This is a genomic window from Serratia proteamaculans, from assembly GCF_949794035.1.
GTDB lineage: Bacteria > Pseudomonadota > Gammaproteobacteria > Enterobacterales > Enterobacteriaceae > Serratia > Serratia proteamaculans.
The window spans coordinates 3904899-3918767 of sequence record NZ_OX461105.1 but is presented as its reverse complement, the minus strand read 5'-3'; the positions used below and the strand labels follow the sequence as shown (position 1 = coordinate 3918767).

The 13869-nt window shown below is 55.8% G+C and carries 13 protein-coding genes; 7 read left to right on the top strand and 6 right to left on the bottom strand.

Features of this window, described 5'->3' with window-relative positions; all coding sequences use genetic code 11:
• Positions 1-43: 43 nt before the first annotated feature.
• Entirely contained in the window at positions 44-982 is a 939-nt protein-coding gene (mmuM, locus tag QOT07_RS18265) for a homocysteine S-methyltransferase (RefSeq protein ID WP_261427925.1), read from the bottom strand.
• Positions 969-2381 carry an S-methylmethionine permease gene (gene mmuP, locus QOT07_RS18260; RefSeq protein WP_283603705.1) on the bottom strand — a complete coding sequence of 471 codons (1413 nt, stop codon included), beginning with the start codon at positions 2379-2381 and terminating at the stop codon, positions 969-971. The genes mmuM and mmuP overlap by 14 nt, the downstream gene beginning before the upstream one ends.
• Positions 2382-2575: 194 nt before the next feature.
• On the opposite strand from mmuP, the gene QOT07_RS18255 reads away from it, so the two are divergent.
• From QOT07_RS18255 to QOT07_RS18240, 4 genes are all read left to right on the top strand, one after another.
• Complete coding sequence (locus QOT07_RS18255) at positions 2576-3427, top strand: ChaN family lipoprotein (protein ID WP_283603704.1); 852 nt, start codon at positions 2576-2578, stop codon at positions 3425-3427.
• Positions 3428-3565: 138 nt separating this feature from the next.
• Positions 3566-4330, top strand: a complete 765-nt coding sequence (locus QOT07_RS18250; protein ID WP_283603703.1) for an energy transducer TonB — start codon at positions 3566-3568, stop codon at positions 4328-4330.
• Between the two features lie 77 nt (positions 4331-4407).
• The gene (locus QOT07_RS18245; protein ID WP_283603702.1) at positions 4408-6543 is read left to right on the top strand and encodes a S9 family peptidase; all 2136 of its coding nucleotides are present in this window, start codon (positions 4408-4410) and stop codon (positions 6541-6543) included.
• Positions 6544-6674: 131 nt separating this feature from the next.
• Positions 6675-8918, top strand: a complete 2244-nt coding sequence (locus QOT07_RS18240; protein ID WP_283603701.1) for a TonB-dependent receptor domain-containing protein — start codon at positions 6675-6677, stop codon at positions 8916-8918.
• A 17-nt stretch (positions 8919-8935) separates the two neighbouring features.
• On the opposite strand, the gene QOT07_RS18235 is transcribed toward QOT07_RS18240, so the two are convergent.
• The 3 genes from QOT07_RS18235 to amiA all read right to left on the bottom strand — a co-directional run bounded on the left by QOT07_RS18235 (position 8936) and on the right by amiA (position 11280).
• Positions 8936-9391, bottom strand: coding sequence for a YaiI/YqxD family protein (locus tag QOT07_RS18235; RefSeq protein ID WP_099063701.1), 456 nt, complete (start codon positions 9389-9391; stop codon positions 8936-8938).
• The gene (gene hemF, locus QOT07_RS18230) at positions 9391-10311 is read right to left on the bottom strand and encodes an oxygen-dependent coproporphyrinogen oxidase (RefSeq protein ID WP_085118049.1); all 921 of its coding nucleotides are present in this window, start codon (positions 10309-10311) and stop codon (positions 9391-9393) included. The genes QOT07_RS18235 and hemF overlap by 1 nt, the downstream gene beginning before the upstream one ends.
• A gap of 69 nt (positions 10312-10380) precedes the next feature.
• Positions 10381-11280, bottom strand: coding sequence for an N-acetylmuramoyl-L-alanine amidase AmiA (gene amiA / locus QOT07_RS18225; RefSeq protein ID WP_085118040.1), 900 nt, complete (start codon positions 11278-11280; stop codon positions 10381-10383).
• A 205-nt stretch (positions 11281-11485) separates the two neighbouring features.
• Here amiA and QOT07_RS18220 point away from each other — a divergent pair, with 205 nt between their 5' ends.
• On the top strand, positions 11486-11911 hold the full coding sequence (locus QOT07_RS18220; protein WP_261258462.1) for a GNAT family acetyltransferase: 426 nt from the start codon (positions 11486-11488) through the stop codon (positions 11909-11911).
• 43 nt (positions 11912-11954) lie between these two features.
• Here QOT07_RS18220 and QOT07_RS18215 read toward each other — a convergent pair whose 3' ends face one another.
• Positions 11955-12353: a YgiW/YdeI family stress tolerance OB fold protein gene (locus QOT07_RS18215; RefSeq protein ID WP_012146173.1), complete on the bottom strand. Its 399-nt coding sequence runs from the start codon at positions 12351-12353 to the stop codon at positions 11955-11957.
• Positions 12354-12588: 235 nt separating this feature from the next.
• Between QOT07_RS18215 and QOT07_RS18210 the strand changes: the two genes are divergently transcribed.
• Both QOT07_RS18210 and QOT07_RS18205 read left to right on the top strand, forming a co-directional pair.
• Positions 12589-12993, top strand: a complete 405-nt coding sequence (locus tag QOT07_RS18210; RefSeq protein ID WP_430523282.1) for a DUF2919 family protein — start codon at positions 12589-12591, stop codon at positions 12991-12993.
• A gap of 129 nt (positions 12994-13122) precedes the next feature.
• The gene (locus QOT07_RS18205; RefSeq protein WP_261427933.1) at positions 13123-13707 is read left to right on the top strand and encodes an RpoE-regulated lipoprotein; all 585 of its coding nucleotides are present in this window, start codon (positions 13123-13125) and stop codon (positions 13705-13707) included.
• Positions 13708-13869 lie beyond the last annotated feature (162 nt).

Below are 13869 nucleotides of genomic sequence, written 5' to 3'. Positions count from 1 at the left end.
AGCGATAAACCGCCCCCTGACGCCCTCGGCGCAGGGGGTTTTTTTATGCCTTGCAGCTGGCCGCGATCTGACGGATATCCTGCGGCGTAGTACGGCAGCAGCCACCAATCAGTCGCGCACCGATGCCTTGCCACTCGCCAATTTGATCAATCAGGCTGCCGTGTGCGCCGCCGCAGGCATGCCAGGTTTTGCTCACCGCGTCGTAGTGTTCACCGGAGTTCGGATAGACCAGCAGCGGTTTGTCAGCCAGGGCGGCAAACTGTTGCAGTGCCGGGGTTACATTTTCCAGTGCAATGCAGTTAATGCCGATGGCCAGCACCTGTGGATTTGCGTGTAACAACGCCATGACCTCAGTCAGCGGTGTCCCGTCGCTGAGGTGTTGGCTGTCGCGCAAGGTGAAAGCGAACCAGGCGCCCAGCGTCGGGAATTCTTGTAACAACGTCAGCAACGCCTGCAGTTCGCTGAAGGACGGCAGGGTTTCGCAAGCCAGTAAATCCACCCCGGCTTCGGCTAACGCCTGGATACGCGGGCGGTGGAAGGCGATCATCTCTTCCTGCGGCAGTGAGTAATCGCCGCGATATTCAGACCCATCGGCCAGATAAGCGCCATACGGCCCCACCGAGCCGGCAATCAACAAGGGGGCAGCTTGCGGATGCTGCGCCAGGTAATCACTGCGTGCCTGCTGCGCCAGTTGCACGCTTTTGGCAATCAGCGCCAGTGACTGTGCTTGATCCAGACCCCGGCGTAAAAAGCCTTGCGGCGTGGCCTGATAGCTGGCAGTGATGGCGCACTGTGCCCCCGCTTCGAAATAATCGAGATGCACCTGATAAATCAGCTCAGGGTTTTCAATCAGCACTTTTGCCGACCACAGCGGGTCGCTGAGGTCACAGCCGCGCGCTTCCAGTTCGGTAGCCAGCGCGCCGTCTAAAATCAGCGTGCCGTTAGCGGCCAAGAGGGGGGCTACGGGGTTATTGACCGACATGATTCTCTCCCAGTGAGGTTTTTTGCCCGGCACGGCGGGTCAGGTAATAGGCGATGTAGCACAGGGCGACAAACGGCAGGCCACAGTAAAGGGCGATACGCTGCTCGGGATCGAACGCCAGACCGATACAGGCCAACAGGCACAGGGCGAAACCGACAATCGGCGTTAGCGGATAACCCGGCGCGCGGTATTTCAGGCCGGAGATCGGCTGGCCGCTGCGGACATAATGACGGCGGAAAGCGAAGTGCGAGGCACAGATGCTCAACCAGACCACCACCACCGCAAAGCCGGAAATCGCCGACAGCGCCACGAACACCGTGTCCGGAGCGATCACGCTGGTCAGCAGTGCCAGTACGCCGCCGAGCATGCTGAAGGTCAGCGCATTAATCGGAATGCCGCGTTTATTCACGCGGGAGAAATAGGCCGGCAGAGTACGCTGGTTGGCCAGCGACCACAGCATGCGGCCCGAAGCGTACAGGCCCGAGTTGGCCGCCGACAGAATGGCGGTCAGGATCACGAAATTAAAGATGTCGGCGGCATAGGGTACGCCGATGCGTTCAAACACCAGTACAAAGGGACTTTTGACAATTCCGGCCTGATCCATCGGGATCAGCGCCGCTAAAATAAACACCGTGCCGATAAAGAACAGCATCAGACGGATCACCGTGGTACGTATCGCCCAGGGCACCACCTTTTCCGGGTTCTCGGTTTCGCCGGCGGCGATGCCGATCAGTTCAGTACCGGAGAAAGCGAAGTTCACCGCCACCATGGTCATCAGGATCGGCAAAGTACCGTTCGGCAGCCAGCCGGAAGCGGTCAGGTTATGCAGGAAGGGCGCCGGGGTGCCGTCTTTCATCGGTAGCAGGCCGAACATCGCCGCACCGCCGAGAATGATAAACGCCAGAATAGTGATCACCTTGATCAACGAGAACCAGAATTCGCTTTCAGCAAAGAAGCGGGTGGTGACCACGTTGAGCAGGAAAATGGCTGCGCAGAAGATCAAACACCACAGCCATACCGGTGATTGAGGGAACCAATACTGCATGCAGAAACCGGCGGCGGTCAGGCTGGAGCCCAATGCAACCGTCCAGGTCAGCCAGTACAGCCAGGCGACGGTGTAACCGGTGGCCGGGCCAAGATAACGTGAAGCATAGACGTGGAAGGCACCGGTTTCCGGCATCGCTACCGACAGTTCTCCCAGACACAGCATCACCAGATAGACCACCAGCGCGCCGATCAAGTAGGCCAGCAGGGTGCCGAGAGCGCCGGTGGTGGAAATGATATAACCGGTGTTGAAAAACAGTCCGGTGCCAATCACACCGCCCAGCGACAGCATCACCAGATGCCGGGCTTTCATGGTGCGTTTGAACTGTCCTTCGGTGGGAACGGCTGAGTGCATAATTTCTTGTCCGTATAGACGTCTGGGCTGCTAAGTGGCTATTGGTTATACCCGCAATACTTCATGAAATCAATGCGGGAGCGGAAACCATAAAGTAAAAAAATAGTTATCGACGTCTCAGGATCGGGTGCGACCTATATGCAAATGATAATTATTATCTATAATGTCGCCACTTTTTATGACAGGGCAGCATCATGAGATTTCTGATTTTATTGACCGTGCTGGCGCTCGGCGCCTGTAGTCAGGCCCCGGTTTCCTCACCAAAAAATACCCTCGACAAGCTGGGGAAAATAACCGACTTGCACACGGGGGAAACCCTGACGCCTGACCAACTGCTGACCCGTTTGGCCGCTCAGCCACGGGTTATCGTTGGGGAAAAACATGACAACCCGTATCACCACCAGATTGAACTGTGGCTGGTGCAAAACCTGCCGCAGCAACGGCCGCAGGGTAGCGTACTGATGGAGATGATTAACCCGAATCAGCAGGCCAAGGTAGATCAGGTGAAGCACTGGCTACAGGGCAGCCCGGCGGTACGTGACAGCCGTGTGGCGGAGTTGATTGACTGGCAGCCAGGCTGGAAATGGTCGCTGTATGGCGATCTGACGATGGCGGCGATACGTGCGCCGTACCCGCTGTGGTCGGCCAAGCTGGATCGCGATGAGATCATGGCGTTTTATCAGCAGCCGTCTTTCCCACAGGGCCAACTGTCGGTGCGTCCGGCGGTGCAGAAGGCACTGGAAGAAACTATCCGTACTTCGCACGGTGGGAAGATTGAACCTCAGCAGCTGCATGCGATGTTGGCGATCCAGCAGCAACGTGACCGGCGCATGGCTGAACGTCTGCTGGCGGCCCCGACGCCGGCGCTGCTGATTGCCGGTGGCTACCATGCTGCCAAGACGGTGGGGGTGCCGCTGCATGTGCAGGATCTGCAGCCGACGGCGTTGCCGACCGTGTTGATGCTGGCTGAACCTGGTGTGCAGATCGATAAGCAGGTGGCGGATTACCTATGGGTTACCCCTGCGATAACCCCTGAGGTTAAATGATTAAGTTAAGACAGTGAAAAGAACTGTTAATACAAATTACAAATGATTATCATTAGCAAATGAGATCTAAAATCATTCGTAATTAAATAGTCTAATCTCCCTATGTTAAGTCAGTCTTTATCTTACCCGACCGTCGCTATGCCGCAGCCACGTTGGGCTCGCGGCTTTTTGTGTGCAATAGCGGCACATGCGGCTCTGGTGCTGTTGTTTTACTGGCCGTCTTCGTCGTTGCCGCCGATGCAGTTGCCACCACCGGCGGTGATGATGAGTTGGGCTGCGCAGATTGAGGCGCCGGATAGCCCCAGGCCGCTGCCGTTGGGCGTGCAACAGGCGGAGTCCGCAGCGGCACAACCGGCCGAACAGCAGGAACAGCCGGACTTGCCGAAGTTGGCGCGGGCTGAAAAGACCAAAATTAGCGTGGCTGAGAAAAAGCGGACCGAACACCGGCCACCGCAGAAAGCTCAGCCGAAGCCGGAAGATCAGGCGAAAGAGGCCAAACGTGCCGCCGCCTCCAGTGCCGCGGCACCAAAAGCGCTGAATATCTCCCGGCAGACGGCAGCGCCGCTGAACAGCGATTCCGCAAGCCGCGTGCAGGCCAAGCTGTCGTGGGAGAGTCAGGTGAAGGGAATGCTAAACCGCATCAAACGTTATCCGCCGGATGCGCAGCGTCGTCGCCGTAGCGGTATGCCGCAGGTGTCTTTTTTTGTGGATGCGCAGGGGCGGGTTTTCGATCTGACATTGCAGGCTCCGTCGGGCACGGCCTCGCTGGATCGGGAGGCGTTAGCGGTGGTGATGCGAGCACAACCGCTGCCACCACCACCGGGCGAGCTGCTGCGGCAGGGTAATGTACAGGTGACGATGCCGATTGATTTTAATCTGGCGGCATTGAACGCCAGCCAATAATTTATTCCGTGAGCAGCGGCCTTGGTTTATCTAAACCAGGGGCGGGGGTTGCTTATGCCAAATCATCGTGAGGGATTATGAAACATCCATTTCTGTCGGTTCGTCGTCGTTGGCGTACGGCCGCCTATGCAGCGATTTCATTGAGTTTATTGGGGCAGGTAGCCCGGTCGGAACCACTGGCACCCAGCGCTGAAATTATCCCGCATTCATTAACTGCCCAGGGGGAAATCCGGGTGGATGATTATTATTGGCTGCGCGACGACAGCCGCCAGAATAAAAAGGTGCTGAATTATCTGACGGCGGAAAACCGTTATACCGAGCAAATGATGCAGCCGTATAAAAAACTGCGCGATACGCTGTATCAGGAAATGCTGGGCCGTATGAGCCCGGAAGATCGCTCGGTGCCTTATCAGCTTAACGGTTATCGCTATCAGGAAAGCTATGCGGCGGGCAAGGATTTTGCCCTGTATCAACGCCAGGCTTTGACGGCCGATGCGCCATGGCAAACCTTGCTGGACGCCAATCAGCGCGCTGTGGGCCAGGATTATTATCGCCTGGCCGGGTTGGAAATCAGCCAGGATAATCGGCAGATGGCGATCGCTGAAGATTTGCAGGGGCGCAGGCAGTACCGTATCTCATTGCAGGATATTGATAGCGGAAAATGGGCTCCGGAAGTGATTGAAAATACCTCCGGTGATATGGCGTGGGCCAATGATGGCAAGACGCTGTTCTATATCCGCAATCACCCGCAGACCTTGCTGCCGTATCAGGTTTATCGTCATCAATCCGGCACGCCGGTCACGGACGATAAACTGGTGTATCAGGAAAACGACGGCGGTTTTTATCTGAGCCTCGGCCGCTCTTCCTCACGTGACTACGTCATTATTAGCATCAGCGGCAATACCACCTCGGAGGTGCGACTGATCGACGCTAATCAGCCGCTGAACACACCGGTGTTGTTTGCCGCACGCAAGAACGGCCTCGAATATTATTTGGATCACTATCGCGGTGAGTTCTATCTGCGCTCCAACCACCAGAGCCCGCATTTTGGCTTGTATCACACCGCGGCGGTCGACAAGCCGTGGCAGACGCTGATAGCGCCGCAGGAAAAGAACGAGGTTGAGGGCTTTACCCTGTTCCGCGACTGGCTGGTGGTGAAGGAACGTGGCGAGGGTTTGGTGCAACTGCGGCAAATCAGTTGGGACGGTAACACTCAGCACCGCATTCCGTTCGATGATGCCAGCTATATGGCCTGGTTGGGTTATAACCCCGATCCGGACAACCCGCAGTTGCGCTACGGCTATTCGGCGATGACCACCCCGACCCGGACTTACCAATGGGATCTTAATAAAGGCGAGCGCACCCTGCTGAAACAGCAGGAAGTGAAGGGGGTGGATCCCAGCCAGTATCATAGCGAGCGGGTGTGGATTCAGGCGCGTGACGGTGTGAAGGTGCCGGTCTCGCTGGTCTACAACAAAGCAATGTTCAAAGCGGGGCACAGCCCGCTGCTGGTGTACGGTTATGGTGCCTACGGCATGAGCATGGATCCGGCCTTTAGCGCTAACCGCATTAGTTTGCTGGATCGCGGTTTCGTTTATGCGTTGATCCACGTGCGTGGTGGCGGTGAGCTGGGGCAGAACTGGTACCAACAGGGCAAACTGACCCATAAGCCGAACACCTTCAACGACTTTATCGATGCCACCCAGACATTAATCCAACAGGGGTATGGTCAGCCGGGGCGGATTTACGCCATGGGCGGCAGCGCCGGTGGACTGCTGATGGGAGCGGTGATCAATCAGGCACCGCAGTTGTATAACGCGGTGGTGGCGCAGGTGCCTTTCGTTGATGTGCTGACCACCATGCTGGACGACGGCATTCCGCTGACGGTCGGTGAATACGAGGAGTGGGGCAACCCGAATCAAGCGCAGGCCTATTCGTTGATGAAGTCCTATAGTCCCTACGACAACGTGCGTAAGCAGGCCTATCCGAACCTGCTGGTCACCAGCGGCCTGTATGACTCGCAGGTGCAATATTGGGAGCCGGCCAAATGGGTCGCCAAACTGCGTCGTTTTAAACAGGGCGATTCAGTGTTGCTGCTGGCGACCGATATGACGGCTGGCCACGGCGGAAAATCTGGCCGTCTGACGCGGCTGGAAAGTAACGCGCTGGAATACAGCTTTATTATGGCGATGGATCAGAAAACACAGAAATAACCATTACTACCGTCGGGTAATAAACCCGACGGTTTATTAAAACTATAAAAAATCAATTTACCGTCGATTTCGGCGGACTTTTTGCTGGGCATTGTCGGCCACCAAATCTTTTTGGCAATTTCTGGGGATATATGAAAATCAAATTAATAGTAAGCCTGATCGGCGCGGGAATAGCGCTGAGCGGGATGGCGACGGCTGCGCAGAACGGGGTTGAAGAGGGAAAGGGCCAGGTGGTTTTCAGCCCATTGAATGTTTCGGCGGCAGAGAGCAGTAACAGTAGCAGTGAAAAAGAAGCGCTGGAAAAGCCCGGTGCTTTCAGCTCACGCGGGGAAAATAAGAATCTGGAGTCGGTAGACAGCATCCTGCGCAGCATGCCGGGTACCTATACCCAGATAGACCCAGGCCAGGGTTCGGTCAGCGTTAATATCCGTGGCATGAGCGGCTTTGGTCGTGTTAATACCATGGTTGATGGCATCACTCAGAACTACTATGGCAGCTCACCCAGCGACGCGGCGCATGGCGGCCTGCCTACCAGTCAGTTTGGTGCGCTGATCGATCCCAACTTTATCGTCGGCGTTGATGTGGCTCGCGGTAATGCTACGGGTTCCGCCGGTGTTAATGCATTGGCAGGCAGCGCCAACTTCCGCACGATTGGTGTGGATGACGTGGTGTTTTCGGATAACCCCTTTGGCGTGCGCACCAAATTTTCTGTAGGCAATAACGGTATTGGCCGCAGCGGTATGATCGCCGTGGGTGGGAAAACCGACGCATTCGGCGACGGCGGTAGTTTGGGAGCCATGGCGGCTATCAGCGGCAGCTCCATCACCTCTAATTATAAGAACGGCTCAGGATTTGACAGTGAAGAGTTTAATGTCGATAAAACCTATCGCCAGAATCCTAAATCCCAGTTATTCAAAGTGGATATTAAACCTGACGCCTTTAATAGCATTGAACTGTCAGCCAGAACTTATCAAAATAAGATCACCCGACGCCATATCGACAGTAATGACTTTTATATTAAATATCATTACGCCCCGTTTTCAGAGCTGATTGACTTTAATCTGACGGCCAGTACCAGCCGGGGTGAGCAGAAGTTTATGTCCGACAATATGGCGGGCTTTAGCGACAGCACAGCGAAAAATATCTCCGACGCGCTGGATGTGAACAATACCAGCCGTTTCAGCCTGCAGGAGGTTGATTTTGCCTTCAGCTACGGTGGCAAGCTGATTCGCAACGAATACAAGAAACATGCCTCCGGTCTGGTGACAGACGAGGGCCAGGCGGAAAGCTCGCCGGTCGGCATTGCAGGAAAACAAAATATTGCCAGTATTTACAGTGGCCTGCAGCTTAATTACGGCATCTTGCAGGGTAACTTTGACCTGAACTACAGCGCCTATGATATTTCCGGCTATAAACCCGCCTGCGATGAGCGCGTCGCCTGCTTCCCGCAGGGGGCCAGTAACATCAATTTGAAAGAGCATGGCCTTAACCCGGCGGTGATGTTGTCCGCACAGGTAACACCGTGGCTGCAGCCGTTCGTCAGCTACAACAAATCGATGCGTGGGCCAAATATTCAGGAAGTGTTCTTCGCCAACAGCGGCGGGCAGTCGATGAACCCTTTCCTTAAGGGGGAAACGGCAGAAACCTATCAGGCGGGTTTTAACGCCAATGCTCATGACCTGCTGTTTAAACAGGACAGTTTCCAGCTCAAGGCGGTGTATTTTGAGTCGAAAATCAAAAATTACATTTCCAGTCAGAGCTACATGGTGTGCAGCAATCGCCAAAAATGTAATCGTGCCCAGACTAGTCAGGAGGAATGGGATAACGCCGATGTGAATGTCGCCATGACTATGTACAGCAACTCTTACGAGCCAGTCAGGTTGCGTGGGGTAGAAGTAGAGGCGATGTACGACGCCGGTTTCGCCTACACCAAACTGTCTTTGAGCAAGGAGCACACCAGCCAGCCGACCAATCAGGCCAGCAATGTGTTTGGTGCCGGTGACATTAGCGAGTTACCGGAGTTGTACTTTACGCTAGATACGGGGGTGCGTTTGCTGGATGAGAAATTGACGTTGGGCGGGTTGGTGAAATACACCGGCAAGGCTGTGCGCCTCTCTCCCGATTCTAACGTCGATGAGAATGAGCAGTTGCTGAAAGAGCCTGCGCCGCATATTCCGACCGTTATCGACCTGTACAGCACCTATCAATTCAACCGCAATCTGCTGTTGAAATTCAGCGTGCAGAACCTGATGGACAAAGATTATTCCGATGCATTGAACAAGATGAACGCTATGCCGTCGCAGTCGCAGGATGTCTCACCGACCAACACCGCCCGCGGCCGAACCTATATCTTCGGCGGGGAGGTGCGATTCTAAGCGCAATGCGGGCGCAGTTACTGCGCCCGTTTGGCTTGTTGCAGCCACTTGTCCAACTCGTTGGCGAACTGCTGACGGTCGCGCTGGTTCAGCGTATTCGGCCCGCCGGTCTGGATGCCGCTGGAGCGCAAAGTGTCCATAAAGTCGCGCATGTTCAGGCGCTCACGAATGGTGTCCGGGGTGTAACGCTCACCGCGTGGATTCAGCGCCACCGCCCCTTTCTCTATCACCTCTGCTGCCAGCGGAATATCGGCGGTGATCACCAGATCGCCTTTCTCACAGCGGCGTACGATTTCGTTATCCGCCACGTCAAAGCCGGCCGGCACCTGCAGGGTGTGGATGTGTTTTGACGGCGGCGTTCTCAGTGGCTGGTTCGCGACCAGTGTCACCGACATCGCAGTACGTTCTGCCGCCCGGAACAGCACTTCCTTGATTACGTTCGGACAGGCGTCCGCATCAACCCAAATCTGCATCATTCTGGCTCCTTCAGCCAATCGCGCACCGGCAGGAAGTCACGGTACAACGCCGCTTCCGGGCTGTCTTCTGCCGGTTGATAGTTGTATTCCCAGCGTACCAGCGGCGGCATCGACATCAGGATGGATTCGGTACGGCCACCGGTTTGCAGGCCAAACAGCGTGCCCCGATCCCAGACCAAATTGAATTCCACATAGCGGCCACGGCGATACAGTTGGAACTGGCGCTCGTGATCGCCCCAGCTCAGCGCCTTGCGTTTCTCTACGATTGGCAGATAGGCCTCGAGGAAGCCTTCGCCCACCGCTTGGGTAAACGCGAAGCAGGTGGCGAAGTCCGGGGTGTTCAGATCGTCAAAGAACAGGCCGCCGATGCCGCGTGCCTCGTTGCGGTGCTTGATAAAGAAATAGTCGTCGCACCACTTTTTGTATTTGGAATAGACCTGTTCACCGAAGGGCGCACACAGCTGTTCGGCGGTGCGGTGCCAGTGAACGGCGTCTTCTTCGAAGCCATAGAACGGCGTCAGGTCAAAACCGCCGCCAAACCACCACACCGGCTCTTCACCCGGCTTTTCCGCAATGAAAAAGCGCACGTTGGCGTGGCTGGTGGGAATGTAGGGGCTGCGCGGATGGATCACCAGCGAAACGCCCATCGCCTGGAAGCTGCGTCCGGCCAGTTCGGGGCGATGCGCGGTAGCGGAAGCGGGCAGGGTGGCACCGGAGACGTGTGAAAAATTGACACCCGCCTGTTCGAACACCGCACCGTCGGTCAACACCCGGCTGCGGCCACCGCCGCCTTCTTCACGCGTCCAGCGGTCTTCGTTGAAAACGGCGCCGCCGTCGGCCTGGGCCAACTGGCTGCAGATGCGGTCCTGCAGCGTCAGCAGGAAGGATTTTACTTCTGCGATGGTCGATAAACTCATACGGGAAAATTCACAGCGTCTGACTGAACAAGCCGCAGAGTATACCTTTATTCATCGCGGCTGGCAGTATCAGCCGGGTTTTCGTTGGTGGGTATCGTAATAGCTGAAGAAGCTGATCACCCCGTCGGCAATGGCGCGGGCGATTTTTTCACGGAATGCGGTGGTGCCCAGCAGGCGCTCTTCGGCCGGGTTGGTAATGAACGAGGTTTCGACCAGCACCGATGGGATCGACGGGGATTTCAGCACCGCGAATGCCGCCTGTTCCGTGCTGTTGCTGTGCAGGTGGTGCACCGGACGGATCTGGCCAAGCACATGGCGGCCGAGCGTCAGGCTATTGTTGATGGTGTCAGTCTGCACCAGATCGAACAGCACCTGTTGCAAATAGTTGTCCTGGTTTTTGTATTTGCCGCCGGCCACGTCATCAGCCGCATTCTCACGGTTCGACAGGTAGCGCGCCATGGCGCTGCTGGCGCCGCGGTTGGATAGGGCGAACACCGAAGCGCCAGAGGCTTCCGGGCTGGTAAAGCCGTCGGCATGAATCGAGATAAACAGATCGGCCTGGTGCTGGTGGGCAATCTCCACCCGCTGGAACAAGGGAATAAACTCGTCTTCTTCCCGCGTCAGGCGAACTTCGACATGTTCCTGTTCGTGCAGGATGCGGCGGACGTGGTTGGCGATCTCCAGCACCACGTGCTTCTCCTGTGAGCCTTCACTGCCGACTGCGCCGGAGTCGATACCGCCATGACCGGGATCGATCATCACCAGCCTTTTGCTGCCGGAGGGTTTAGGCGCTGGTTTAGCGGTCGGTTTGGGATGTTGATTGCGCAGCATGCCGCCAGACTCGGCTTCGGCAGTGTGGCTTTTGCTGCCAAGTAACACTAATGCCAGACCGGAGAGCAGTAATTGACGTCGCGTGGGGGAAACAGAAAGCGGCTTAAAATTGAGGAATTGTTTAACCTGCTTTTTCATAACGCTACGCTCCATCGACAAATTCTATTTTGCGATGTTATATCGTATTGATAATCATTAATCGACCTGATAACTATGTCCATTTATTACTCGTGTTACCGGTGATTTCTACATAATTGAGGGGGGAAATCGCAGTTTGATATTGCGTAAGTGAATAATCACGCGATAATCAGATAAACATCTTAATTAACAGCGGCGAACATCGATGGAAATTCGCGTATTTCGACAAGACGACTTTGAAGAAATCATTACCCTGTGGGAGCGCTGCGATCTGCTGCGGCCGTGGAACGATCCTGAGATGGATATTGAGCGCAAATTGAATCACGATCCGGAGTTGTTTCTGGTCGCCGAAGTGGGCGGAGAAGTGGTGGGTTCAGTGCTGGGCGGTTACGACGGCCATCGTGGCTCGGCGTATTATCTGGGGGTACACCCGGATTATCGCGGGCGGGGCATTGCCAATGCGTTGATTAGCCGCCTGGAGAAGAAGCTGATTGCGCGCGGTTGCCCGAAAATCCAACTGATGGTGCGGGAAGATAACGATACGGTGATCGAGATGTACGAGAAGCTCGGTTACGAAATCCAGAACGTCACCAGCCTGGGCAAACGACTGATCGAAGATCAGGAATATTGAGTGGTACTTTGGGCGGTGAAGCTTCACCGCCCTTTGCTACCGGTTACGGCAGTTTTTTGATGTTCTTCACATCCACTTCGACACTGCTCCAGTCTTTATCCACTTTCCCTTCCAACTGCACTTTATCTTTCGGGGTGATGGTCTGGCCGTTCCAGCGTTTTCTGTCGATCTCTACCGTCAGGGTGCCGCTGGCATCGCGGAAGGTATAGGTGTCGTCACCGACGCGCTGCTCAATGTTGCCCTGCAGCATCACCCAGGTGTCATCGCTCATCGACTTAACCTTGTCCACGGTGGTGAGTGCGGCGCTGGGGCCGGAGAAGCCGCCTTGCTGGGTGTTTTGCGTTTGCGTCTGTGGTGCTGCAGGATCGAGGAACCCACCTTGCTGTGCCAAAACCGGTGCGCTGCACAGAGCGATTAATGCGGCCAGGGTATATTTTTTCATTTGAAGCTTCCTTATCTCAATCGAGAATTAAAGCCCTGCCAATCAGGACTGCTGGTTTGATGGGGTTAAGTAAAGCATGAAAATCTTAAGGGGTTCTTAAGCGTGCGCATTGAAAACCATAAATCGGGCTCCCATTTGAAGGAGTAATCAAATGAAATTGGCAAGGAATCGACGTTGAAGCCACTCTCCCCCCCGTTTTTCCCCCGACGATTACGATCATCACGGCGCGTTGCGTTTGCCGCTGTGGTTTTGGGGCGTGCTGGTTTTACAGGCCCGCACCTGGATCCTGTTCGTGATGGCCGGTGCCTCACGTCAGCAGGGGGAAGGGCTGCTGCAGCTGTTTTATCCGGATACTCAAAGGTTCTGGTTCGGCATCATATTGGGGCTACCGGCGGCACTGGCATTTTTGTTAGCCCCGCGCCGTCATCAGTGGCCACGCTTGTGGCGAGCCTGGCGTTGGGTGCTCTGCCTCTCGCTACTGGCGGCGCTGGGTGGTTCGCTGTTCAGCCTGTGGCAGCAGGCCGACAATCAGCCGCTGCTGGAGGCTGTTCTGGTGCTGCTTGATGCGTTGGCACTGGCCTGTCTGCTGCTGAGTGAGCGCCTGAAAGCCTGCTTTACCGTGCAGGACGAGGCGGGGTAATTGCCGCTGGCTGCGGCACTTTTCTTATTTTCCGCACTCCAAGCTCGCAACCGATGGCGAAGCGTGGGCAGTTATGAGAGGCTGACACGCAGCAAAACGCCGAGCGCGCTTGATATTAAGGAGTTAGAGATGAATATTCGCCCCCTGCTGTTAGGGCTCCCGCTGTTACTGACCGGCTGTTCGACGATGTCCAACTTCTCCTGGTCGAGCCTGTCACCGCTTAACTGGTTTGGCAGCAGTCTTGAGGTCAGTGCCAAGGGCGTTGGTGAACTCAATGCCGGCACCCCAATGTCGGAAAGCGCCATTAACGACGGGCTGAACGGCGATTACCGCCTGCGCGGCGGCATGGCTACCAGTCAGGGCCAGATTGTTTCTTACTACCAGGCGATGGACGGCAACGACGTGAAGCTGGTGATCACCGGTGAACCCAAGGGCCACGTGCAGCGTGTGGACGTGATGGACAGCAAGGTCGCTACCGAGTGGGGCAGCAAACTCGGCACGCCGTTCAGCGACCTGTACAGCAAGGCGTTTGGCGCCTGTAAACCGGCCGATGGCGATGATGCCGGCAAGGTAGAGTGCGTGGCGGAGCAGAGCAAGTACGTCACCTACATCTTCAACGGCAAATGGGCCGGTCCGCAGGACATCATCCCGCCGGATGACACGCTGAAAAGCTGGACGGTCAGCAAGATCATCTGGCACGCCAAACCTCAGTAAACCTTTCTTTTTGGGCGCCCAATCCGCGGCGCCTCCGCTCCCCTCATCATGACGGATATCCTTATTTTCTTTGCGTTCGGGCAAGGCAATTACCCTTGCTTGCGGTATGATGCTGCGCATTCGTAACAGGCCACTGTTACCCGATTCTGCTATTGAGGATAA